At 70.5% G+C, this 23,910-nt stretch carries 21 protein-coding genes; 18 read left to right on the top strand and 3 right to left on the bottom strand.

Annotation, left to right across the window (positions count from 1 at the left end; translation table 11 throughout):
- Positions 1–49: 49 nt before the first annotated feature.
- The 3 genes from ABTV10_RS15020 to ABTV10_RS15010 are packed head-to-tail and all read right to left on the bottom strand — an operon-like array spanning position 50 to position 3,101.
- Positions 50–865, bottom strand: a complete 816-nt coding sequence (locus tag ABTV10_RS15020) for a carotenoid biosynthesis protein (protein ID WP_499028145.1) — start codon at positions 863–865, stop codon at positions 50–52.
- Positions 862–2,445: a phytoene desaturase family protein gene (locus ABTV10_RS15015; RefSeq protein WP_499035186.1), complete on the bottom strand. Its 1,584-nt coding sequence runs from the start codon at positions 2,443–2,445 to the stop codon at positions 862–864. The genes ABTV10_RS15020 and ABTV10_RS15015 overlap by 4 nt, the downstream gene beginning before the upstream one ends.
- Positions 2,445–3,101 carry a GNAT family N-acetyltransferase gene (locus ABTV10_RS15010; protein WP_499028143.1) on the bottom strand — a complete coding sequence of 219 codons (657 nt, stop codon included), beginning with the start codon at positions 3,099–3,101 and terminating at the stop codon, positions 2,445–2,447. The genes ABTV10_RS15015 and ABTV10_RS15010 overlap by 1 nt, the downstream gene beginning before the upstream one ends.
- Before the next feature lie 152 nt (positions 3,102–3,253).
- Here ABTV10_RS15010 and ABTV10_RS15005 point away from each other — a divergent pair, with 152 nt between their 5' ends.
- The 18 genes from ABTV10_RS15005 to ABTV10_RS14920 all read left to right on the top strand — a co-directional run bounded on the left by ABTV10_RS15005 (position 3,254) and on the right by ABTV10_RS14920 (position 23,856).
- Complete coding sequence (locus tag ABTV10_RS15005) at positions 3,254–3,799, top strand: SAV_6107 family HEPN domain-containing protein (protein ID WP_499028141.1); 546 nt, start codon at positions 3,254–3,256, stop codon at positions 3,797–3,799.
- Between the two features lie 175 nt (positions 3,800–3,974).
- Positions 3,975–4,430 carry an SCO2097 family morphological protein gene (locus tag ABTV10_RS15000; RefSeq protein WP_499028140.1) on the top strand — a complete coding sequence of 152 codons (456 nt, stop codon included), beginning with the start codon at positions 3,975–3,977 and terminating at the stop codon, positions 4,428–4,430.
- Between the two features lie 518 nt (positions 4,431–4,948).
- The gene (gene mraZ / locus ABTV10_RS14995; protein WP_348605039.1) at positions 4,949–5,380 is read left to right on the top strand and encodes a division/cell wall cluster transcriptional repressor MraZ; all 432 of its coding nucleotides are present in this window, start codon (positions 4,949–4,951) and stop codon (positions 5,378–5,380) included.
- Positions 5,381–5,653: 273 nt separating this feature from the next.
- Positions 5,654–6,670: a 16S rRNA (cytosine(1402)-N(4))-methyltransferase RsmH gene (gene rsmH / locus ABTV10_RS14990; protein WP_499028138.1), complete on the top strand. Its 1,017-nt coding sequence runs from the start codon at positions 5,654–5,656 to the stop codon at positions 6,668–6,670.
- Entirely contained in the window at positions 6,667–7,356 is a 690-nt protein-coding gene (ftsL, locus tag ABTV10_RS14985; protein WP_499028136.1) for a cell division protein FtsL, read from the top strand. Before rsmH ends, ftsL begins: the two co-directional genes overlap by 4 nt.
- Before the next feature lie 107 nt (positions 7,357–7,463).
- Positions 7,464–9,254 (top strand): peptidoglycan D,D-transpeptidase FtsI family protein, encoded by a 1,791-nt coding sequence (locus tag ABTV10_RS14980; RefSeq protein ID WP_499028134.1) that lies wholly within the window; start codon positions 7,464–7,466, stop codon positions 9,252–9,254.
- A gap of 180 nt (positions 9,255–9,434) precedes the next feature.
- On the top strand, positions 9,435–11,096 hold the full coding sequence (locus tag ABTV10_RS14975) for a UDP-N-acetylmuramoyl-L-alanyl-D-glutamate--2,6-diaminopimelate ligase (RefSeq protein ID WP_499028132.1): 1,662 nt from the start codon (positions 9,435–9,437) through the stop codon (positions 11,094–11,096).
- Positions 11,093–12,616: a UDP-N-acetylmuramoyl-tripeptide--D-alanyl-D-alanine ligase gene (locus ABTV10_RS14970; RefSeq protein WP_499028130.1), complete on the top strand. Its 1,524-nt coding sequence runs from the start codon at positions 11,093–11,095 to the stop codon at positions 12,614–12,616. The genes ABTV10_RS14975 and ABTV10_RS14970 overlap by 4 nt, the downstream gene beginning before the upstream one ends.
- Complete coding sequence (mraY, locus tag ABTV10_RS14965; protein ID WP_433605057.1) at positions 12,613–13,707, top strand: phospho-N-acetylmuramoyl-pentapeptide-transferase; 1,095 nt, start codon at positions 12,613–12,615, stop codon at positions 13,705–13,707. The genes ABTV10_RS14970 and mraY overlap by 4 nt, the downstream gene beginning before the upstream one ends.
- 3 nt (positions 13,708–13,710) lie before the next feature.
- On the top strand, positions 13,711–15,231 hold the full coding sequence (murD, locus tag ABTV10_RS14960) for a UDP-N-acetylmuramoyl-L-alanine--D-glutamate ligase (protein WP_499028129.1): 1,521 nt from the start codon (positions 13,711–13,713) through the stop codon (positions 15,229–15,231).
- On the top strand, positions 15,228–16,721 hold the full coding sequence (ftsW, locus tag ABTV10_RS14955) for a putative lipid II flippase FtsW (RefSeq protein WP_499028128.1): 1,494 nt from the start codon (positions 15,228–15,230) through the stop codon (positions 16,719–16,721). The genes murD and ftsW overlap by 4 nt, the downstream gene beginning before the upstream one ends.
- On the top strand, positions 16,718–17,863 hold the full coding sequence (gene murG / locus ABTV10_RS14950; RefSeq protein WP_499028126.1) for an undecaprenyldiphospho-muramoylpentapeptide beta-N-acetylglucosaminyltransferase: 1,146 nt from the start codon (positions 16,718–16,720) through the stop codon (positions 17,861–17,863). The genes ftsW and murG overlap by 4 nt, the downstream gene beginning before the upstream one ends.
- Positions 17,860–19,356: a UDP-N-acetylmuramate--L-alanine ligase gene (gene murC, locus ABTV10_RS14945; RefSeq protein ID WP_499028125.1), complete on the top strand. Its 1,497-nt coding sequence runs from the start codon at positions 17,860–17,862 to the stop codon at positions 19,354–19,356. The genes murG and murC overlap by 4 nt, the downstream gene beginning before the upstream one ends.
- A complete protein-coding gene (locus ABTV10_RS14940; RefSeq protein WP_499028123.1) occupies positions 19,353–20,180 on the top strand; it encodes a cell division protein FtsQ/DivIB in 828 nt (275 codons plus the stop codon). Before murC ends, ABTV10_RS14940 begins: the two co-directional genes overlap by 4 nt.
- A gap of 222 nt (positions 20,181–20,402) precedes the next feature.
- Positions 20,403–21,641: a cell division protein FtsZ gene (gene ftsZ, locus ABTV10_RS14935; protein ID WP_499028120.1), complete on the top strand. Its 1,239-nt coding sequence runs from the start codon at positions 20,403–20,405 to the stop codon at positions 21,639–21,641.
- Positions 21,638–22,378 (top strand): peptidoglycan editing factor PgeF, encoded by a 741-nt coding sequence (gene pgeF / locus ABTV10_RS14930; RefSeq protein WP_499028118.1) that lies wholly within the window; start codon positions 21,638–21,640, stop codon positions 22,376–22,378. The genes ftsZ and pgeF overlap by 4 nt, the downstream gene beginning before the upstream one ends.
- Before the next feature lie 26 nt (positions 22,379–22,404).
- Entirely contained in the window at positions 22,405–23,121 is a 717-nt protein-coding gene (locus ABTV10_RS14925) for a YggS family pyridoxal phosphate-dependent enzyme (RefSeq protein ID WP_499028116.1), read from the top strand.
- A gap of 129 nt (positions 23,122–23,250) precedes the next feature.
- Positions 23,251–23,856, top strand: coding sequence for a cell division protein SepF (locus tag ABTV10_RS14920; RefSeq protein ID WP_433605042.1), 606 nt, complete (start codon positions 23,251–23,253; stop codon positions 23,854–23,856).
- The last annotated feature ends 54 nt before the right edge of the window (positions 23,857–23,910 follow it).

Genomic DNA, 23,910 nt, shown 5'->3' with positions numbered 1-23,910 from the left:
CATGGTGCCAGGTATGGCGAGATCATCGTGCAAGGCACGGGTATTCGTGTCAGGTGGCGGGTGTGGTGTCCGATTCGGCGCGGCGCGAACCGGCCAGCCGCAGCAGGAGCGGAACGCCGACGACGCCCATCGCGACCAACCCGTAGACCGCCGAGTACCGCAGTTCCGGCGCGTCCAGGAACACCGCGTGGGCGAGGGCCGAGCCGAGCCACGTCCACAGGAACAGTGCGATCGGCACGGCGTCGCGGGCCGGCGATGCCGGCGCGGGACGTACGCGACGGTCGAGCAGATCGACGAGAACCGTCATCGCCGCGGCCACGACCACCCAGCCCGCGTAGTTGGTCAGCGGGATGTGCTCGATCCCGACCAGCCCGGCGTCGGTCACACACCACCGCCACTGCCCGTCGGCCACCATCTGTGGATCCAGGTACAGGTCCCAGCCGACGACTCCGATCGTCGTGAGGACGATGCGCGCCGGCCTGCTGCGGGTGAGCAGCGACGCGGCGCACCACACCGGGTAGAAGCCGGCGGTCCACGCGAACGGCACCACGAGCGGCACCTCCGCGATCGACGGCCCGAGTCGTCCGGACGCGTACTCGTAACAGCCGTACGGGATCCCCGTCGCGACCCCGACCACTTCCGACGCCAGCCCGATCCCGGCGGTGGCCAGCACCATGCCCGACGCCCACCGGCCGCCTCGGACCGCCACGGCATGCACGATCGCTGCGGCCGCCAGCAGCGCGACCACGGCGACGGTGACGGCGTCCCGGGACCGACCGTCGACGAGGGGATACGCGATCTGTGCCGCGATCGCGGTCGCCGCGACGACTGCGGACGCGCGCACGAGCGGCGTCACGGTGCTCACCGGAAGGTCTTGCGCAGCATTCGACGCAGCCGTCCACCGCCGGCGTCCGCGAGCGCGACCCGGGCCGCGCTGCGGCCACTCGATCCGGACACGCCGCCGCCGGGATGCGTCGACGCACCCGTCAGATACAGGGTGTCGGCGTTCGGGACCCGGTGCGCGGCCAGCTCCGGGATCGGCCGCCACATGAACATCTGATCCAGCGACATCTCCACGTGCATCACGTTGCCACCGAGCAGGCCCATCTCGCGTTCGATGTCGGCGGGGGTCTGGATGTGCCGGTGGCGGACGCTGTCGGCGAACCCGGGCGCCAGGGCATCGACGTTCGCGACGATGCGGTCGGCCTCGCGTTCGCCGAGATCGGCCCAGCGGCGGCCGCCGGACAGCGCGTACGGGTGCCACTGCGACCACAACGTCACCTGATGCTCGCCGGCGGGGGAGATCGTGGGGTCGATGCCGCTGAAGCTCATCGCGAGAACCGCGGGTTCCGGCGGCAGCTCCCCGGCGAGCGCTGCACCGTGCGCCGCCCGCAGCTGCGCGCGATCGGAGACGAGCAGTTGCAGCCCCGACGTCGCGGTCTCCCCGGCGGGTGCGCTCGGGTACGACGGCAGCGCGTCGGTGCCCAGCCGCAGCACCATGCCGATGCCCGGGCCGACGCGGATCCGGCGTCGCCACCCGGCGACGGTGTCCCGGTCGTATCCGCCGCGTTCGAGCAGGTCGAGCGTGGTCAGCACGTGACAGCCGGCGACGACGGCGCGGGCCCGGACGCGCCGGCCGGACTCCGTCACGACGGTCCACCCGTCGGCGTCGCGGCGCAGCTCGGTGACGCCGTCGCCGAGGGTGACGGTGCCGCCGTCGGACGCGAGACGGGAGGCCAACGCGGTGGTGAGCGCGCCGCTGCCGCCCACCGCGCGGCCCGGCGGCAGCGTGTGCATCAGCGCCGCGAACCCGACCATCGGGGCGGTGCCCGGCTCCGACATCGGCGGACCGGACTGCGCGCCGAACCACGCGAGAGCCGCCTTGAGCGGTTCGCTGTCGAAGTACTCGTCGAGCAATGCGTCGCCCGTCGTGAGGAACTCGCGGGAGATCTCGCTGCCGCCGCCGGACGTGTCCAGACCCCAGAACGAGCGCAGCAGGTGCCCGCCGGTCGGTGGGGCGGAGAAGGCGCGCATGACGCGTGCGGTGCGCGGGCCCCACGTCTCCACGAAGCGCCGGTACGCGGCCGCGTCGGCGGCGCCGCACGACTCCTCGATGGACCGGCACGTGCGATCGAGGCTGCGATGGAAGACGATTCCGGGTCGGTCCGAACCGGCCGGGGCGGGTGCGAACGCCCACGGATCGCAGTCGATGTAGCGCAGACCGTGGGCGGCGAGATCGAGCTCCTCGATGATTCCGGTGTGTCGGATCATGATGTGCGCCGACGAGCCGCGGTCCACGCGGTGACCGGGGAACCGCTCGACGGTCGAGACCGCGCCGCCGAGCACGGTGTCACGTTCGAGGACCTCCACCGACCAGCCGGCACGGGCGAGATAGCAGGCCGACACGAGGGCGTTGTGGCCCGAGCCGACGACGATCACGTCCATCACAGCGGCAACCCCCGGCCGAGCACGGCGAACGGGCGGCGGTCGCCCGCGAAGGTGAAGTGGCGGACGACGTCCCGGAACCCGGTGCGCCGATACAGGCGCCATGCCCGATTGTCCTCCCGATCCACCTCGGGGGTGGAGAGCAGGACACCTCGTTCCGGGCGGTCCGCGAGGAGCCGGCGCAGGAGCTGTTCGCCGAGCCGGTGCCCCTGTGCGCTCGGATGGACGTGCAGTTCGGTCAGCTCGAAGTAGTTGCCCAGGACGTATTCGATCTGGTCGCGGCTCCAGCCCGTCGACTGCATGCCGTGACGGACCTGCTGCTGCCACCACTGGTCGGGTGCGCCGCGGTAGCCGTACGCGATCGCGACGAGGGGAGCGGGCCGGTCCGGATGAGCGGGATCGGGCTGGACTGCGCCCACCGCCCGCCAGCCGGGCCGCGCGGTGTGTTCGGTCCACATCGGCGCCCGGTGGTACTCGGTCCCGCGTGGATAGCCCATCGCGGCCACATAGATGGCCAGCGCCTCCGGCAGCCGAGCGCGCATCTCGGACACCGACAGATCGACGACGACCGGCGTGCCAGGGGTCGGGCCAGGGGTCGGGCCGGGGCTCTCGCCGGGGCTGCCGGAGCTGCCGGTGCTGTCCATGCTCGGGCTCACCCTCTTCTCCCTTGACGACGTGTCGGTGGGGCCAGCTATATTGAATAGGTCGAACACGTGTTCGATATCGGCGATCCGGTGATGTTCGAGGGAAGCGAATCATCGCCGGATCGTCGGCCCTGAAACTTCGGAGCGGTGGGAGGTGCGTGGGGGTGCTTGAAGTCGGGCCGGAGGTCGAGCCGGTTGTATCGGTCGCATCGGGGATGCGGCCCCGGGCGGCGTCGGTGGCCGCGCCGGGAATGTCGCGGATCGCGGCCGGGTGTGGGTCGTCCGGTCGGCGGCCAGTGCTGGTGCAGGCGACGACATTGCTCGACCGCGCGGACAGGCTGTTGTCCGAGGCGGCGGGTGCGGGGGAGCCCACCGAGCGCTTCCGCTGCGCCTATCTTGCCGCCCTGCGCGGCGCCGCGGCTGTCCTGGCCGCGTCGGAGGGGCGGGCCCGCGCGGCGGCGTCACGGCGGCCGCGTTCACGAAGCGCGTGGGTGCTCATGGCCCGGGCGGCGCCGGAATTCGCCGCATGGGCGGACTACTTCGCCGGGCATTCCGCCTTGCGTGCGTCGATCGAGGCCGGCGTCACACGGGTGGTGGCGGATGGCGACGCCGACGGGTTCTACAGAAACGTGGGTCGGTTCCTCACCGCGGTGGAAGATTTCCTGCCCGAGGTAGACCTGAATGCCGGTGATCGAGGCGCCTCCGCGTAGCGTCCGGCGGGTGATTCCCGACACGTTGGCGGAGCGGCGGGTCGCGCCGTCCCAGATCGTCACGGATTCGTCGACAACTCGTCCGCGGAGTAGGTGGTAAGGGGCCGACTCTCCTCGTATTATTGAATTCAGGTAACCGTCAGTCCGTTACCCACCTCACCGCACCGCGGATGAGGTGCCAACTCTTAGTGCCGGGGGAGGTACCGTGCCACTCTCCGAGCACGAGCAGCGCATGCTCGACCAGATCGAGAGCGCGCTCTACGCCGAGGATCCCAAGTTCGCGTCCACAGTGAGGGGCGGGCGAATGCGTGCCCCCTCCGGGAAGCGTCGATTGCAGGCAGTGGCCCTCTTCGTATTGGGTCTCGTCCTCCTCGTCGTGGGCGTGGCTGTGAATGTGAGGTTGGGCGAATTCCCGATCATCAGTTTGATCGGATTCGTCGTGATGTTCGGTGCCGGAATCCTCTTTCTCCTCGGTGGAGGCAAGAGTCATCTGGCGGCGGTTCCCGACGGGGACGGCACTCCGGGCGGGTCGGGCGGATCGCATCCGCGTAAGTCCCATGGTGGGAAGAAATCAGGTGGCTTCTCGTCTCGCATGGAAGACCGATTCCGTCGGAGATTCGAACAGGAGTAGGTCGTAAGTTTTCGGAAAACGGTGATGGCGTGGCCCCGGGGTCGCGCCATCACCGTTTTTTCGTCTCCCTTTCGTGTCGGCCCGCCGGGTGCGACACGCGTCATCCGTATCGCCGCACCGTGATTCCCCACCGTTCCCCACCCGAATTCCCCACTGCTCCCCACCGCTGAGATCGAACGCCCCCCGCGGCGGTGTTCGCCGGTTCGGTCGATGCTGCCGGCGAAGGCTCGAGCTGGGCCTTTGTTGATCTTGAAGCCCTGCGGCCGGGTCTTGCAATGGCGCCCAACGTGCGTGTTCGCCGTCACGCGCAGCAGCTTCCCCCACCTCGCCTCGCGGCTGTGAGCTGCACTTATCGGGCGAAAGTTGTCAAATCCGGGGTCTGATCGGATTGAAAGTGGAGGGAAGTGGGGTAAAGTGGCGGGCAGCGGATCGTGTGAGCGACCCGCAAGAAATGCGGGACGGTACCAACCGGTATCGACCCACACGTTCGCCACAGGGCCCCGGTGGGAGGTGTCGAGATGTTTCTCGGTACCTACACGCCGAAGCTCGACGACAAGGGGCGGCTCACGCTGCCCGCGAAGTTCCGGGACGCGTTGGCGGGAGGGTTGATGGTCACGAAAGGGCAGGACCACAGCCTTGCGGTGTATCCCCGTGAGGAGTTCACCGCACTCGCGCGTCGTGCAGCCGCGGCTTCCCGTAGCAATCCGCAGGCACGTGCCTTCGTGCGCGGGTTGGCGTCGGGAACCGACGAACAGCACCCCGATGCCCAGGGGCGGATCACGCTCTCCGCGGACCATCGCCGCTATGCGGGGCTGTCCAAGGACTGCGTCGTGATCGGTTCGGTCGATTTCCTCGAGATCTGGGACGCCCGAGCGTGGGAGTCCTACCTCGCGGAGCACGAAGAAAGCTACTCACAAGCCAGAGACGAGGCGCTCGAGGGGATCTTCTAGCCCACCGACGCCGGCGAGTGCCGCGAGGCCTCTGCCCGAGTGTGACCCTGACGCACTTCCCCAGCGCCAGGTTCACCACCGGGACCCTGACGCTCTTCCCCAGCGCCAGGTTCCTCGATCGGACAGGGACCTCGAGGCATTCGCTCTCCCCGGAGAAGTGACGTTCGCGAGTTTCGTTGCAGGAGACCCGCTGCCGACGATTCGCGAACCCACCCCTCCGACACCCGCACAACGCACACCCGCAAGAGTTATCGAGCAGGAGCCGGAGGAATCATGGTCGACGGCGAGGACGACAACCAGTCCGTCCCCGGCGAGTTCGGTCATGTCCCGGTTCTGCTGCACCGCGCGGACGAACTGCTGGGACCGGCCATCACCGCCGACAACCCGCGCGGCGACGGCGCGGTGATGATCGACGCCACCCTCGGTCTGGGTGGACACTCCGAGTACTTCCTGCGCACGTATCCCGGCCTGCACCTGATCGGGCTCGACCGCGACCCGGAGGCGCTGCGTATCGCGTCCGGGCGGCTCGCTCCCTACGCCGACCGCACCACGTTCGTGCACACCCGGTACGACGGCATCGTCGATGCGCTCGACCAGGCCGGGCTCGACTCGACCGGCACCGTGCACGCCATCCTCTTCGATCTCGGTGTGTCGTCGATGCAGCTCGACGAGGCAGACCGCGGATTCGCATACTCCGTCGACGCGCCGTTGGACATGCGAATGAATCCCACGACGGGCATCACCGCCGCCGAGGTGCTGAACACGTACAGCCACGGTGAGCTCGCCCGCATCCTGAGCACCTACGGCGAGGAGCGCTTCGCGGGGCGGATCGCGTCGGAGATCGTGCGGCGCCGGCAGAAGCAGCCGTTCACCACCAGCGCCGCGTTGGTCGAGCTCATCTACGACGCCATCCCGGCGGCTACCCGCCGCACCGGCGGCCACCCCGCCAAGCGGACGTTCCAAGCGCTGCGGGTCGAGGTCAACGGCGAACTCGATTCGCTGCGTGCGGCCGTCCCTGCGGCCCTCGACGCCCTGGCGGTCGGCGGTCGTGTCGTCTTCATGTCGTACCAGTCCCTCGAGGACCGCGTCGTCAAGCAGGAACTGACGCCGCTGTCGAAGTCCAAGACACCCGAAGGCCTGCCCGTGGAGTTGCCGGGCATGGGACCGGAGTTCCGGATTCTGACCCGCGGCGCCGAACGCGCGTCCGAGCAGGAGATCGAGGAGAACCCGAGAGCAGCGCCGGTGCGTTTGCGTGCGGCGGAGCGAATCGCGAGGAGGGAGACGGCATGACTGTTCAGGTGGCTTCCGCCACGCGGGTCCGACGGTCCACCGCGGCGCAACGGGCGTACGAGCGTCGGCAGCAGCGTGCCACGGTGACCGCCGGTGTCGGCACCCGTGCCGCGTCGCCGGCGGCGAGTCGGTCCTCGTTCGGGTCGTCGTCGCGCACCTTCGTCGCGCGTGTCCCGTTCGTGGCCACGATCCTCGGTCTGCTCTGCATGGGGCTCGCGACGACGCTGCTGCTGACGACCCGGTCGGCCGAGGATTCGTACCAGCTGGCCGACGCCCGGGCGCACAACCAGAGCCTGCGGGAGCAGACGGCGGCACTCCAGCGTGAGGTTGCCGCCGGCAATTCCGCCCCCGTTCTCGCCGAGAAGGCGGCCGAGCAGGGGCTGATCCCGGCCAAGGATCCGGCGCGGCTGCTCCTGGATGCCGACGGCACCGTGCACGTGATCGGCACGCCGAAGCCCGCCGAGGGCAAGCCCGTCGCGCCGCTGGACCGGGCTCCCGCGCCCGCTCCCGCAGCGCCGGCTCCGCAGCCCCAGGCGTCGCCGCAGGCGCTGCATCCGTCGGCGCCGACGCCCTCGACGGCCCCCGCCACACCGCAGTCCGTCAATGACGGTCGAATCCAGGCGCGCGGTGAACAATCGACTCTCGTGACGGTCATCACTCAGCCCCCGGCAGGTGCGCGGCAGTGACGTCCCCGGGTGGACGCGCTCCAGCCCCACGCCGGCGCAGGCCTGCGTCACCGCCCCCGCGCAGGTCGCGGGGGCGGACGTCGTCGCAGAGGCGCACCGATTCGTTCGTGTTCCGACTGAAGTACGGGCGGGCGACCATGCTCGCCGCGTTGGGAATCGTGGCACTGCAGTTGTTGTGGGTGCAGGGTGTCGATGCGCCGCGGCTGTCGGCGGAGGCGGCCAACCAGCGGGCCACCACCGTCACGCTGCCCGCCGTGCGCGGCGCGATCGTCGACCGCAGCGGCAACAAGCTCGCGTACACCCTCGATGCGAAGTCACTCACCTTCCAGCCGGTGCGGGAACGCAAGAACATGGAAGAACTGCGCGCCAAGGACGAGACCGCTCCCGATCCGGAGACCCGGTTGAAGGAGATCGCGCGTGGTATCCATGAGCGACTCGGCGAGACGGCACCCGAGAGCGATCTGCTGACGAAGCTGCAGAGCGAGGAGACGTTCGTCTACCTGGCGCGCAGCGTCGACCCGGCGGTGGCCGCCGACATCGCTGACGAGTTCCCGGAGGTCGGACTCGAGCGGCAGGACATCCGGGAATACCCGGGCGGCTCCCTCGCCGCGAACATCGTCGGGGCGACCGGGTGGGACGGCCACGGTCTGCTCGGGCTCGAGGACTCGATGGACTCGACACTCGCGGGTAAGGACGGCAAGGAGACACACGACCGCGGTTCGGACGGCGCGGTGATCCCCGGCAGTCGGCGCGATCTGCAGCCGGCGGTGGACGGGTCCACGGTGGAGCTGACGATCGACTCGGATCTGCAGTACTACGTGCAGCAGCAGGCGCAGCAGGCGAAGGACCTGTCCGGTGCGAAGAACGCCTCGGTCGTGGTGCTCGACGCGAAGACCTCCGAAGTGCTCGCCATGACCAACGACGGCACGTTCAACCCGGCGATCGGGGTCGGCAACAATCCGCCGACCGCGCAGATGGGCAACCTGCCGGTGAGTTCGCCGTTCGAGCCGGGCTCGGTCAACAAGATCGTCACCGCGGCCGCCGCGATCGAGTACGGGCTCACCACGCCGGACGAGGTGCTGCAGGTGCCGGGCTCGATCCAGATGGCCGGGGTGTCGGTGAAGGACGCGTGGGCGCACGGCGTCGCGCCGTACACGTCGACGGGCGTGTTCGGGAAGTCGTCCAACGTCGGCACCCTGATGCTGGCGGAGCGTGTCGGCGAGGAACGCTACGCCGACATGCTGCACCGGTTCGGGCTCGGCCAGACGACCGGTGTCGGCCTGCCCGGCGAGAGTGCCGGCAGTGTCCCGGAACTGGAGGACTGGTCCGGCGGCACGTTCGCCAACCTGCCGATCGGTCAGGGCCTGTCGATGACGCTGCTGCAGATGACCGGCATGTACCAGGCGATGGCGAACGACGGCGAGCGCATCGCGCCGCGGATCGTCAAGGCGACCGTCGCGCCGGACGGCACGAGGACCGAGACCGAGCGCCCGGAACCGGTGTATGTGGTCAGCGAGGAGACGGCACGGACCGTGCGCGACATGTTCCGGTCGGTCACCCAGAAGGACCCGATGGGCTACCAGCAGGGAACCGGGCCGCAGGCCGCGGTCGAGGGCTACCAGATCACCGGCAAGACCGGTACCGCGCAGCAGGTCGATCCGGTGTGCAAGTGCTACTCGAACTCGAACTACTGGATCACGTTCGCCGGCATCGCGCCCGCCGACGATCCGCGCTACGTCATCGGCATCATGCTCGACGCGCCGGTGCGCGGCGTCGACGGCGGCGGCGGCCAGTCGGCCGCCCCGCTGTTCCACAACATCGCGTCGTGGCTGCTGCAGCGGGAGAGTGTGCCGTTGTCACCGGACCCGGGTCGGCGGTTGGTGCTGCAGGCCGACTGACCACCAGCCGGGGTGACGATTCCCACGTGAATGTGCGGGCTGGACGTGCTGGCTCGTCCGTCGAGCGTCACCGCCGGTAATCTGACACGTCGATCTTCGTCGAACGTATCGGCGAGGATCGCGCGACAACCATCGAACCCGTCCCGCACGTACCGACCGACCCGAGAGGACATATCGCCTGTGCTTCCGAGTCCGCAGCCTTCCACGCCGGACACGGCGCCGGGGAGCGGTCTTCGCCCCACGAATCCGCCGCTGACCGATCTCGCGGAGCTCGCGGCGAGGATCGGCGCCCGGATCGAATGGGTGCCGTCGGGGCCGGCCCGCGCAGGTGAGCCGGCGACCGTCACCGGTGTCGAGCTGCGCGCGCAGGCGGTGCGGCCGGGCGACCTGTTCGCGGCGTTGCCCGGGGCGCACACCCACGGCGCGGAGTTCGTCTCGACCGCGCTCGACGCGGGCGCTGCAGCCGTGTTCACCGACGACGCCGGGCTCGCTTCCATCACAGCGCGTCTCGCGTCCGTCGACTCCGTCGCACCGCTCCCGGTGGTCGTGCATCCCGATCCGCGCCGCGTGCTCGGCGAGGTCTCGGCCACCATCTACGGTCGCCCGTCCGAGCAGATGCAGGTGATCGGTATCACCGGCACGTCCGGCAAGACGACGACGTCGTACCTGGTCGAGGCTGGACTCGCCGCCGCCGGACGCAGCATCGGTCTGGTCGGCACCATCGAGACCCGTGTCGAGGGCCATCGGGTGCCGAGTGCCCTCACCACGCCGGAGGCCCCGCAGCTGCACGCGCTGTTCGCGGCGATGCTCGAGCGCGGCATCGACACCGTGGTCATGGAGGTGTCGAGCCACGCGCTGGCACTGGGCCGCGTCGACGGCGTCCGCTTCTCGATCGGCACGTTCACGAACCTGTCCCAGGACCACCTCGACTTCCACAAGGACTTCGACGACTACTTCCGCGCGAAGAGCCGGCTGTTCGCGGCGGACTCGACGGTGCGCGCCGAGCGCGCGGTGATCTGCGTCGACGACGAGTGGGGCGTTCGGATGGCCGAGATCGCGCGTCGCGCGCACCCGGACCGCTCGGACGCGGTCGCGACGGTGTCGACCCGCGCGGACGGCACGTGGACGGCGGGACCGGCCGAGGCCCAGCCGTCGGGCAACCAGGTCTTCACCCTCACCGGACCGGACGGTGTAGCGCGCGAGGTGTCGCTGCGACTGCCAGGCCACTACAACATCGCCAACGCGGCCCTCGCCGTGGCGGTGTGCGCGGCGGCCGGTGCCGACGTGGATGCGGTGCTCGCCGGTGTCGGCGGAGTGGACGTGCCCGGGCGGGTGCAGCGTGTCGAGCGTGGACAGGAATTCCTGGCCGTCGTCGACTACGCGCACAAGCCGGCGGCGCTCGAGGCCGTGATCGCGACGCTGCGTGGTCAGACGGAGGGGCGGATCGCGGTCGTCGTCGGCGCCGGCGGTGACCGCGACACCGGCAAGCGGGCGCTGATGGGGGAGGCCGGAGCCCGCGGCGCCGACCTGCTGGTGATCACCGACGACAATCCGCGCACCGAGGACCCGGCCACGATCCGGACCGCGCTGGTCCAGGGCGCGTTGGCCGTCCCGGCGACCGAGCGCGGGGAGGTCCGCGAGATCGGCGACCGGGGCGAGGCGATCGCCGCGGCGGTCGATTGGGCGCGTCCGGGCGATGTCGTGCTGGTCGCCGGCAAGGGCCACGAGACCGGCCAGGAGATCCACGGGGTGAAGTACCCATTCGACGACCGCGAGGTCCTGGGAGAGGCGATCGATCGGATCGTTTCCGGAGAAGGCCCCGCACACGGAGGAAACGCATGATCCCGATGACGCTCGCCCAGATCGCCCAGGCGGTCGGCGGGACGCTCCACGATGTCGACGATCCGTCGGCCACCGTCTCGGGACCGGTGGAGTTCGATTCCCGCAAGGTCACGCCGGGCGGACTGTTCCTGGCGTTGCCGGGTGCGCGGGTGGACGGGCACGACCACGCCGCCGGTGCTGTCGCTGCTGGTGCGGTCGCGGTGCTCGCGGCCCGCCCCGTCGGTGTCCCGGCCATCGTGGTCGAGCCGCTGGGCCCGTCGGGTAGTTCGGCGCTGGCGCTCGAGCACGACCGCGACGGCTCCGGTGCCGCGGTGCTCGAGGCGCTCGCCAAGCTGGCGCGCGCGAGCGTCGACCGACTCGCGGCCGAGTCGGAACTGACCGTCGTGGGTGTCACGGGCTCGTCGGGCAAGACGTCCACGAAGGACCTGCTCGCTGCCGTGTTGGCGCCGCTCGGTCCGGTCGTGGCCCCGCCCGGGTCGTTCAACAACGAACTCGGTCACCCGTGGACGGCGTTGCGCGCCGACGCCGACACCCGGTTCCTGGTGCTGGAGATGTCGGCGCGCGGTCGCGGCCACATCGCCGCCCTCGCGAAGACCGCGCCGCCCCGCATCGGTGTCGTGCTCAACGTCGGCACCGCGCATCTCGGTGAGTTCGGGTCGCGTGAGGCGATCGCCGAGACCAAGGGCGAGCTGCCCGCGTCGCTGCCGTCGGCGGCCGACGGGGGCGTCGCGGTGCTCAACGCCGACGACCCGCTGGTCGCCGCGATGGCCAAGCGCACCAAGGCCCGCGTCGTGCTGGTCGGACTGTCCGGCAACGCCGACGTCCGCGCCACCGACGTGCACCTCGACGACCAAGCCCGCGCGAGTTTCACGCTGACGTGCTCGGCCGGTAGCGTCCCGATCACCCTGGCGGTGCACGGTGAGCATCACATCGGCAACGCGCTCGCAGCGGCCGCTGTCGCGCTCGAGTGCGGCGGGACGCTCGAGCAGATCGCCGCGGCCCTGGGCGGGGCGGCGCCGGTGTCCGCGCGCCGCATGGAGGTCCGCGACCGCGCCGACGGCGTCACCGTCGTCAACGACTCGTACAACGCCAACCCGGACTCGATGCGCGCTGCGATCAAGGCGCTGGTGTCCATGGCGAAGTCGGGGCGTGGTCCGGCGCGCCGGACGTGGGCGGTCCTCGGCGAAATGGCCGAACTCGGGCCAGAATCAGTCGTCGAGCACGACGCGATCGGACGGTTCGCGGTGCGCTTGGACGTGACCAAGCTGATCCTCGTGGGCCCCGGCCGTCCTGTGCGCGCGATGTACCAGGGAGCGGTGATGGAAGGTTCGTGGGGTGACGAGGCGGTCCACGTGCCCGACGGTGCAAGCGCGATCGCTCTGTTGGAGCAGGAACTGCGGGCCGGTGATCTCGTGCTGGTGAAGGCCTCGCAGTCGATCGGGCTGTGGGAGGTCGCGGACGCTGTGCTCGCCGCGCCGGTGACCGGTTCGGTGTCGACCGACAAGGAGGCGTCGCAGTGAGGCAGATTCTCTTCGCCGCGGGCATCGCGCTCGCCGTCTCGATCCTGTTGACGCCCGTCCTGATCAAGATCTTCTCGAGGCAGGGCTTCGGCCAGGAGATCCGCACCGAGGGTCCGGCCAGCCACCAGGCCAAGCGTGGCACCCCGACGATGGGTGGGGTCGCGATCCTGGCGGGCCTGTGGGCCGGCTACTGGGGCTCGCACCTGATCGGTATCGGCTACGACGCGGAGGGCCCGTCGGCGTCGGGTCTGCTGGTACTCGGACTGACCACCGCGCTCGGCGGCGTCGGCTTCCTCGACGACTTCATCAAGATCCGCAAGCAGCGCAACCTCGGCCTGAACAAGACCGCGAAGCTGGTCGGTCAGCTGGTGGCCGCCGTCGCGTTCGGCATCCTGGCGCTGCAGTTCCGCGGCGGCAGCGGCCTCACCCCGGGCAGCGTGCACCTGTCGTACGTGCGTGACATCGCGACGGTGAGCATGGGCTCGATCGTCTTCATCCTGTTCTGTTACCTGCTGGTCAGTGCATGGTCGAACGCGGTGAACCTCACCGACGGTCTCGACGGTCTGGCCGCCGGCTCGATGAGCCTCGTGCTCGGCGCGTACGTGATCATCACGTTCTGGCAGTACCGCAACGCGTGCACCACGGGGCCGGGCAGCCTCGGCCCCGCCAAGGGCTGCTACGACGTCCGTGACCCGCTGGACCTGGCGCTGCTGTGCGCGGCCGGTGCCGCGGCCTGCATCGGCTTCCTGTGGTGGAACGCGGCGCCCGCCAAGATCTTCATGGGCGACACCGGCTCGCTGGCCCTCGGCGGCATGCTCGCCGGCCTGTCCATCACCACCCGCACCGAGCTGCTGATGGTCGTCATCGGCGCGCTGTTCGTCGCGGAGGCCGCGTCGGTGGTCATCCAGGTGGCGGTGTTCCGGTCGAGCCGACGGCGCGTGTTCCGGATGGCGCCGTTCCATCACCACTTCGAGCTGGGCGGCTGGGCCGAGACCCAGGTGATCATCAGATTCTGGCTGCTGGCCGCCATCGCGTCGGCGATCGGCCTGGCCCTGTTCTACAGCGAGTACCTCGCGGCGATCGGGGACTGACGCATGCCGTTCGAGCAGACGTACCTCGACGAGGCCGGCCTGGGCCGGCTGCGGGACGCGGACGTCCTGGTGACCGGTGCCGGGATCTCGGGCCGGGCGGTCATCGCCCCACTGCTCGACCTCGGCGCCAGGGTGACGGTCACCGACACCAATGCCGACGCCCTCGCGCGGTGCGCCGAGCTGGGCGCGGAGACGGTGCCGGTCGCCGACCTGGTGGCCGACCGGCAGCGGGTGGCCGGCTTCGCGCTGGTCGTGACCAGCCCCGGCTTCCGGCCCGACGCGCCGGTCCTGGCGGCCGCCGCGGACGCGGGCGTCCCCGTCTGGGGCGACATCGAGTTCTCGTGGCGGGTCGACCGGGCCCGCATGTACGGGCCGCCGCGGCGCTGGCTGGTGGTGACCGGCACCAACGGCAAGACCACCACGACGTCGATGCTGCACTCGATCCTCGAGGCTGCCGACATTCCGTCGGCGGCGTGCGGGAACATCGGGCTGCCAGTGCTCGACGCGCTGCGGGCGCAGGAGCCCCGCGCGGACGTGCTCGCGGTGGAGCTGTCGTCGTTCCAGCTGCACTGGGCGCCGTCGGTGCGCCCGGACGCCGGCGTGGTGCTGAACATCGCCGAGGACCACCTGGACTGGCACGGCGGCATGCCGGGCTACATCGACGCCAAGGCGCAGGCGCTGACGGGCGACGTCGCGGTCGTGGGCCTCGACGACGAGATCGCCGCGGGACTGGCGTCGCGTCCGCGCAACGGGCACACCGTCGGCTTCCGGCTCGATGCGCCCGACACCGGGGAGCTGGGTGTGCGCGGTGGAATGCTCGTCGATCGGGCGTTCGCGGACTCCGTCCCGCTGATCGCGGCCGACGAGATCAGTCCTGCCGGACCGGCCGGGCTGTGTGACGCGCTGGCAGCGGCCGCGTTGGCCCGCGCGATCGGCGTGTCACCGGCGGCGGTGGAGGCGGGTCTGCGGTCGCACCGGGTGGGTCCGCACCGCGCGCAGCTCGTGCGGGCTGTCGGTGACGTGGCGTTCGTCGACGACTCGAAGGCGACCAATCCGCACGCGGCGCGCTCGTCGATCATCGCGCACGAGTCCGTCGTGTGGATCGCGGGCGGACTGCTGAAGGGTGCGCGCATCGACGACCTCGTCGAGGAGATCGCGGGCCGGCTGGCCGGTGCCGTCCTGATCGGGCGCGACGCGGACCAGATCGCGGACGCGCTCGCGCGACACGCCCCCGAGGTCCCGGTCGTGCACGTCCGGTCGGGAGACGATGCATCCATGGGTGCTGGGAACCCCGCCTCGGTGCGGCTCGACCTTCCGGGAGCCGACGCCGACACGGTGATGGCGGAGGCCGTCCGCGCTGCCGCGACGCTCGCGGCGCCCGGTGATGTCGTTCTACTCGCGCCGGCGGCCGCGTCGCTGGACATGTTCGACTCGTACGGTCACCGGGGCCGCAGTTTCGCGGCGGCCGCCGCCGCGTTGTCGGACGAGCAGACGCCGCCGGGGGAGTCCGGATCCCGACCATGAGACCCGAGAACGAGCGCCGCACCGAGAAGGCCGACCGTGGGCCACGGACCCGGATCGGTGCGTGGCTGGCGCGTCCGCTGACGTCGTTCCATCTGGTCGTCACCATCGCGATCCTGCTGACGGTGCTGGGCCTGGTGATGGTGCTGTCGTCGTCGAGCGTGGAGTCCGTCGCGCAGGACGGTTCGGCGTACGGAAAGTTCGTCTCCCAGCTGATCTTCGCGACCATCGGCTTCGTGATCTTCTACATCGCGTTGTTGATCCCGGTCCGGTTGCTGCGCAAGTGGTCGCTGCCCGCGTTCGGCATCACGATCGTGATGCTGGTGCTGGTGCTCATCCCCGGCATCGGCACGAAGTCGCAGGGAACCCGGGGCTGGTTCGTCATCGGCCCGATCTCGTTGCAGCCGTCCGAGCTGGCGAAGATCGCGTTCGCGGTGTGGGGCGCGCATCTGCTCGCGACCCGCCGCCGCGACAACCCGTCGGTCAAGGAGATGCTGATCCCGCTGGTGCCGGCGGCGATGCTGGTGTTCGTGCTGATCGTGCTGCAGCCGGACCTCGGTACGACGATCTCGCTCGCGATCATCCTGCTGGCACTGCTGTGGTTCGCCGGTCTGCCGCTCAAGATGTTCCTGAGCGTGCTCGGCGCGGGCGTCGTCGGCGCGGTCACGCTCGCCCTCACGGCGGGCTACCGGTCCGCGCGCGTCCAGGCGTTCCTCAACCCGGGAGACGACCCGCAGGGCATGGGCTATCAGGCCCGGCAGGCCAAGTACGCCCTCGCTGACGGCGGCCTCTTCGGTGAGGGGCTGGGGCAGAGCCGCGCCAAGTGGAGCTATCTGCCCAACGCGCACAACGACTTCATCTTCGCGATCATCGGCGAGGAACTGGGATTCATCGGCGCGGGCGCGGTGATCGGCCTGTTCGGTCTGTTCGTGTACACGGGGTTGCGCATCGCGAGGCGATCGGCGGATCCGTTCCTGCAGTTGCTCACCGCGACCGCGACGGCCTGGATCACTGGCCAGGCCTTCATCAACATCGGTTACGTCGTCGGTGTCCTGCCGGTGACGGGACTCCAGCTGCCGCTCGTCTCGGCAGGTGGCACCTCGACCGCCACGACACTGCTCATGTTCGGTCTGGTCGCGAACGCGGCCCGGCACGAACCGGAGGCGGTGGCGGCGCTGCACAACGGCCAGGACGGCCGCGTGTCGCGGATGCTGCGGCTGCCGAAGCCGGCCCCGTACATCCCGCCGCGGCCGCGGGGTGCGGCCGTCGTGCGCCGGGCGGAGAGCAAGAGAGTGCAACCGGCGCGTGCCGATCGGGCAGCCCGGCCGCAACCTCGGGGCGTGCGCCACGACGACCCCCGCCGGCGGCAGTCGGACGGCGGCCGCCGGGTGGACGACAATCGAGGACACCGGGGATACGACCCGGTTTCGGAACGTGGGCGGGCGGCACGATCGCGTGACGCCCGTCCGGGAGAGCGAGGAATGCGTAGGTGAACGGCGACAACCGCGAGAATGCCGCCCTGTCGGTGGTGGTGGCCGGTGGTGGCACCGCAGGCCACATCGAGCCCGCGATGGCGGTAGCGGATGCGATCCGTGTCCTCGATCCGTCAGCGGTGGTGACGGCACTCGGAACCGAGCGTGGCCTCGAGACGACGCTGGTGCCGGAGCGCGGCTACCCGCTCGAGCTGATCCCGCCGGTGCCGCTGCCGCGTAAGCCGACGATGGACCTGCTCCGGCTGCCCGGGCGGATCCGTCGCTCGGTCGCCGCCACCCGGGAGGTCCTGGACCGGACGAACGCGGACGTGATCGTCGGCTTCGGTGGCTACGTGGCGCTGCCGGCCTATCTGGCGGCGGGTTCGGGACTGTTCGGCCGCCGCCGGAAGATCCCGATCGTCATCCACGAGGCGAACGCCAGCGCCGGCATCGCCAACAAGCTCGGTGCCCGCCGCGCCCGGCGGGTGCTCGCCGCGGTCGCCGGGTCCGGCGTCGCCGCGCGCGGCCGGAAGGACGCCGAGGTCGTCGGTATCCCGGTCCGGTCGTCGATCACCGGTCTCGATCGAGCCGCGTTGCGGGCGAAGGCCCGGGAGCATTTCGGGCTGCCCGCCGACGGCCCCGTCCTGCTGGTCTTCGGAGGCTCCCAGGGTGCCCGTTCGCTCAACGAGGCGGTCGTGGGGGCGGCGCCGCAGTTGGCCGCCGCGGGCATCTCCGTCCTCCACGCGTACGGCCCCAAGAACTCGGTCGACGTCGCATCCGATCCGGCGGCGCCGTATGTCGCGGTGCCCTACCTGAGCCGGATGGACCTCGCCTATTCGGCCGCCGACGCGGTGATCTGCCGATCCGGGGCGATGACGGTCGCCGAGGTGTCGGCGGTCGGGCTGCCCGCGGTCTACGTGCCGTTGCCGCACGGAAACGGCGAACAGGAACTCAACGCGCAGCCGGTCGTGGCCGCGGGCGGTGGGATGATCGTCGCGGACGCCGACCTGACGCCGCGGTACGTGTCCGACACCGTCGTCCCGCTGCTCGGTGACCGTGCGCGGCTCGACGAGATGGGCCGTGCCGCTGCCGGTGCGGGTCACCGCAGCGCGGCCGCCGCGGTCGCGCAGATCGTTGTAGACGTAGCAAGGGGAAATCGATGAGCGAGCAGTTGCCCGCGGGTCTCGAGCGGGTGCACATGGTCGGCATCGGCGGTGCCGGCATGTCCGGCATCGCGCGGATCCTCCTGGCACGTGGCGGGCAGGTGTCCGGGTCGGACGCGAAGGAGAGCCGCGGCGTCCTCGCGCTGCGGGCCCGTGGCGCCGTCGTCCGGATCGGGCACGACGCCGGCGCACTCGACCTGTTGCCCGGCGGTCCGACGGCGGTGGTGACGACCCATGCGGCGATCCCGAAGGACAACCCGGAACTCGTCGAGGCGCGGCGACGCGGCGTCCCCGTGATCCTGCGGCCCGCCGTCCTGGCATCGCTGATGCGCGGACACCGGACGCTGCTGGTGTCGGGCACGCACGGCAAGACGTCGACGACGTCGATGCTCGTGGTCACGCTGCAGCACTGCGGATTCGATCCGTCCTTCGCCGTCGGCGGCGAGCTCAACGAGGCGGGCACCAACGCCCACCACGGTTCGGGCGAGGTCTTCGTGGCCGAGGCCGACGAGAGCGACGGCTCGCTGCTCCAGTACGACCCGGACGTCGTGGTGGTCACCAACATCGAGGCGGACCATCTCGACTTCTTCGGCAGCAGTGACGCGTACGTTCAGGTGTTCGACGACTTCGTCGCGCGGATCGCGCCCGGCGGGCTCCTGGTGGCGTGCCTCGACGACCCGGGATCGGCGGCGCTCGCGCGTCGCACGGTCGAGTCGGGCAGCGACGTCCGGGTGCTCGGCTACGGCACCTCCGAGGCGGTCGCGGCGGCGCAGGGCGTTCCGGTCGGCGCGGAACTGCTGTCGTGGACGGCGCGGGACGTCGGGGGAGTGGCCGTGATCCGGCTCGCCGGCGAGAAGGAGTCGCGCACACTCCGATTGGGCGTACCCGGACAGCACATGGCGCTCAACGCCCTCGCCGCGCTGCTCGCGGCGTTGGATTCCGGCGCGCAGGTCGACGAGTTGCTCGAGGGACTCGCGGGTTTCGGGGGTGTCCATCGTCGGTTCCAGCTCACCGGCCGGGAGCAGGGCGTGCGGGTGTTCGACGACTACGCCCACCACCCGACGGAGGTCCGTGCGGTGCTGGGTGCCGCGCGCGAACTCGTCGCCGAGGATCCGCAGCGGGGCCGCGTCGTGGTGGTGTTCCAGCCGCACCTGTACTCGCGGACGGTGACGTTCGCGCAGGAGTTCGGCGAGGCCCTCGATCTCGCGGACGAGGTGGTGGTGCTCGACGTGTACGGCGCCCGCGAGGAGCCGATCCCGGGGGTCAGCGGTGCGCTGGTCGCGCAGGGCATGACGAAACCCGTTCACTATCAGCCCGATCGGTCCCAGGTGCCGCGTCAGGTCGCGGGCATCGCCGGGCCCGGTGACGTCGTGATCACGATGGGGGCGGGGGACGTGACGATGCTCGGCGGGCAGATCCTCGACGCGCTGCGCGCCCGGCCCAATCACGTCCGCCGTTCCGGGGCAGCGGGATCCGGTCCGGGGTCGCAGTGACGGCCGACGGCCGGGGTCGATCGCGCGGCGGACGTCCGGACGCCCGCCGGGATCGGCGCGGCGGCACCCGGACGGGTACCCGGGAGCGTTCGGCGTCGACGGAGCGTGCGGGTGGTGACGGCCGTCCCGGCCGTGGTTCGGCCGAGCGTGAACGTGCCCGCTCGTTGCGTCGCAAGGTTTTCCTGATCGTCGGGGCGTGTGTGACGGTGGTGGTCGCGCTGTTCGCGACACTGTGGTTCAGCCCGCTGATGTCGGTGCGTCAGATCGAGTTCGTGGGCGACGGGGTGGTCACCGAGGAGGAGGCGCTGAGCGTCCTCGGCGTCGCGGAGGGAACGCCGCTGCTGCAGGTCGACACCGGGGCGGCCGCGCGCCGGGTCGCCGAGATCCGGCGGGTGGCCGAGGCCCGGGTGCAGCGGGAGTATCCGTCGACGGTGAAGCTCACGGTCACCGAGCGGATTCCCGTGGTGTACTTCGATTCCCCGGACGGGCAGCACCTGATGGACACCACCGGTGTTGACTTCGCGATCGAGCCGCCCCCGTTCGGCGTGCCGAGGCTGGTCACTCCCACCCCGGGTCACGATGACCACGCGACGCAGGCTGCGCTGCAGGTGCTCGAGGCGCTTCCGGAGTCGATTCGAGCGCAGGTCTCCGAGGTTGCGGCACCGACGATTTCGAGTGTTTCGGTTACGCTGGGGGACGGCCGTGTCGTGGTGTGGGGCGGTGTCGACGGTTCCGAGAGGAAGTCGGCGGTCGTCTCCGTGCTTCTGACACAGCCCGGTCGGATCTTCGATGTGTCGAGTCCCGAGTTGCCCACAGTAAAGTGACGGGTGACGCGGAGCCTCGCGCCGATACCGGTTCGGGGGCCTCGCGCCCCGCAAAAACTTGGCGCGTGTCGGCGCGCCTGCTGGCGGAACGCTCTGGCACTGCATAGCGTTTCGCACCACTGGACTACTTGACATAACCTTAACCCTGTGGTTGAGGTTGAGGGTTTTCCGACACTGACCCCAGAACGAGCGCGAAACCCACTCAACGGAAGGCGAGAGCCCATGACGCCCCCGCACAACTACCTCGCCGTCATCAAGGTCGTCGGTATCGGCGGCGGCGGCGTCAACGCGGTCAACCGCATGATCGAGCAGGGACTCAAGGGAGTCGAGTTCATCGCGGTCAACACCGATGCGCAGGCCCTGCTGATGTCCGACGCCGACGTCAAGCTCGACGTCGGGCGTGAACTGACCCGCGGTCTGGGCGCCGGCGCCGACCCCGAGGTGGGCCGCAAGGCTGCCGAGGACCACAAGGACGAGATCGAAGAGGTCCTCAAGGGTGCCGACATGGTCTTCGTCACTGCGGGCGAGGGCGGCGGCACTGGCACCGGCGGCGCCCCGGTGGTCGCGAGCATCGCCCGCAAGCTCGGCGCCCTCACGATCGGTGTCGTCACCCGCCCGTTCTCTTTCGAGGGCAAGCGCCGTGGCACGCAGGCCGAGTCCGGTATCGCCGCGCTGCGCGAGTCCTGCGACACCCTGATCGTCATCCCCAACGACCGGCTGCTTCAGCTCGGTGATGCGGCCGTGAGCCTGATGGACGCGTTCCGCAGCGCCGACGAGGTGCTCCTCAACGGTGTCCAGGGCATCACCGACCTGATCACCACGCCGGGTCTGATCAACGTCGACTTCGCGGACGTCAAGAGCGTCATGTCCGGTGCGGGCAGCGCATTGATGGGTATCGGCTCCGCGCGGGGCGAGGGGCGCTCGATCAAGGCCGCCGAGACGGCGATCAACTCGCCCCTGCTCGAGGCGTCGATGGAGGGTGCGCGGGGCGTGCTGCTCTCGATCGCCGGCGGCTCCGATCTCGGCCTGTTCGAGATCAACGAGGCGGCGTCGCTGGTCCAGGAGGCCGCGCACATCGACGCCAACATCATCTTCGGAACAGTCATCGACGACTCGCTCGGCGACGAGGTCCGGGTCACGGTCATCGCGGCCGGCTTCGACGGCGGGGCACCGGTCAAACGTCCCCTCGAGGTCCAGTCCGCGATCGGTCGCGGCAACATCGGGGCCGGGCGTGCCGGCGAGGTCGGCCAGTCCGAGCGTCCCGCGGCGGCTGCACATGCCGCTGCGGCTCCGGCCGAGCCCGTGGCACCGGCCGCCCCGGCGGCTCCGCGCGAGCCGGTGGGAGCGCCCACCGGGTCGAGCCTGCCGCCGCTGGGGAGCCCCGCGCCCCGCGTCGTGCCGGTCGGCAACGAGGAAGGCGAAGACGACGACGTCGACGTTCCTTCCTTCATGCGCCGTTGAGCGGGGTTTCCGTGACGGGTGTCCGGGTCCGGCGGGTCGTCACGACTCGTGCCGGTGGTGTGTCCGCGGCGCCGTACGAATCGTTCAACCTCGGTGACCATGTCGGTGACGATCCGGCGGCCGTGGAGACCAATCGTCGTCGCCTCGCCGACGGCATCGGGTTGCCGTTCGAGCGGCTGGTGTGGATGGAACAGATCCACAGCCGCAACGTGACGGTGGTCGACGGGCCGGTCGACGGCCCGGTGCCGGCGACGGATGCCCTGGTGACCAAGGAACCCGGTCTCGCGCTCGTGACGTTGAGCGCGGACTGTGTTCCGATTCTGCTCTCGGACGACGAGGCGGGTGTGATCGCGGCGGTGCATGCCGGTCGGATCGGCGCCCGGATCGGCATCGTGCCCAAGGTCATCGGGGCGATGATCGAGCAGGGCGCCCGGCCCGAGCGGATCGGCGCCTTCCTCGGCCCGGCCGCGAGTGGCCGCCAGTACGAGGTGCCGGCCGCGATGCAGGCCGATGTCGAGAAGTTCCTGCCCGGCAGCGCGACACGGACCGCCAAGGGCACGCCCGGACTGGATCTGCGTGCGGGACTGCGTCGGCAGCTGCTCGCGGCAGGGATCTCGGGCGTGGCGGAGGATCCGCGGTGCACGATCGAGGACCCGACGCTGTTCAGTCACCGTCGGGGTGCCCCCACCGGCCGATTGGCCGCCGTGATCTGGATGGATCCGTCCGGAGACGAGTGACGGGATCTGGTTGGACGATGGCACCGATGAGTAGGCACGAGGACATCGCGTCGGCGCTGGCGGAGGTGCGCGCCCGGCTCGGGGCGGCCTGCTCCGCTGCCGGTCGCGATCCGGCCGAGGTGATGTTGCTGCCGGTGACGAAGTTCTTCCCGGCGTCGGATGTTCGGATTCTCTACAGGCTCGGCTGCCGGGAGTTCGGCGAGTCACGCGAGCCGGAGGCGGGGGACAAGATCGCCGAGGTCCGGTCGGCGCCCGAAGTCGTGGATCCGGTTCGCTGGCACATGATCGGCCGTCTCCAACGAAACAAGGCCCGATCGGTCGGCCGCTGGGCCGACACGGTGCATTCGCTCGACAGCGTCCGACTGGCCGATGCCCTCGACACCGCGGTGGGCGCCGCGCGGGACGAGGGTGTGCGGTCCGGTCCGCTCCGCGCGCTGATCCAGGTGAGTCTGGACGCCGATCCGGCCCGCGGCGGTGTCCCGGTCGCGGAGCTGGTCGCGGTCGCCGATCACGTCGCGGGGTCGTCGAATCTGTCCCTCGGGGGACTCATGGCTGTGCCGCCGCTGGGATCCGATCCCGACGAGGCGTTCGAGCGTCTCCAGGTCGTGCACGCTGACCTGCTGGTTTCCCATCCGGGCGCCACCGAGTTGTCGGCCGGGATGACCGGTGACCTGGAAGCGGCGGTCCGCCACGGGTCGACGTGTGTGCGTGTCGGAACTGCCATCCTCGGCCGCCGCCGGTAGTCTCGAAATAATCACCAGTCACACCATGAACATCAGCCACACAACGATCGCCAGTCCACCCGCCAAGATCTCTGCGGTCGACCGCAGGTTCCATCAGTACCCGTCCGCCGCGCCCAGGAAGGTCGATCAATGAGCACTCTGCACAAGTTCAAGGCTTACTTCGGCATGGTTCCCCTCGACGAATTCGAGGATGACTACATCGACGAGCCCGGGCCCGCTCGCCGTGAGTACGCCGAGCCCGGTTACCCGTCCAGCCGTCGTGACGAGGTCGACGACGACTTCGACCGCTACGAACCGGCACCGCGCCAGTCCGCGCGGGTCGAGCCGATCCCGGCGCGGCCGTCCCGTCCGGCGCCCAGCGCGGGTGCGCGCGGCGCGACCCGGGGCGCACTGGCCGTCGACCCCCGGATGGATCGGCTCGAGAGCCGCCGTTCGGTGGTCGACGAGGGCGGTCCGCTCTCGAAGATCACGACGCTGCGTCCGCGGGACTACGGCGAGGCTCGCACCATCGGTGAGCGGTTCCGCGACGGCACGCCGGTGATCATGGATCTCGTCGAGATGAGCAACGCCGACGCCAAGCGGCTGGTGGACTTCGCCGCCGGGCTCGCGTTCGCGCTCCGCGGCTCCTTCGACAAGGTCGCGACCAAGGTGTTCCTGCTCTCGCCCGCCGACATCGACGTGTCCGCCGAGGAGCGGCGCCGCATCGCGGAGACCGGCTTCTACAACCAGAAGTAGTTCCCGCGGCCGAGAATCGCGTCACACTGCACCGCTTGTGTGACGCGTACCTCG

Source organism: Paraburkholderia sp. RHO2 (genome assembly GCF_050955445.1).
Lineage (GTDB): Bacteria > Actinomycetota > Actinomycetes > Mycobacteriales > Mycobacteriaceae > Prescottella > Prescottella agglutinans_A.
This window is presented reverse-complemented; position numbering and strand designations above follow the sequence as displayed.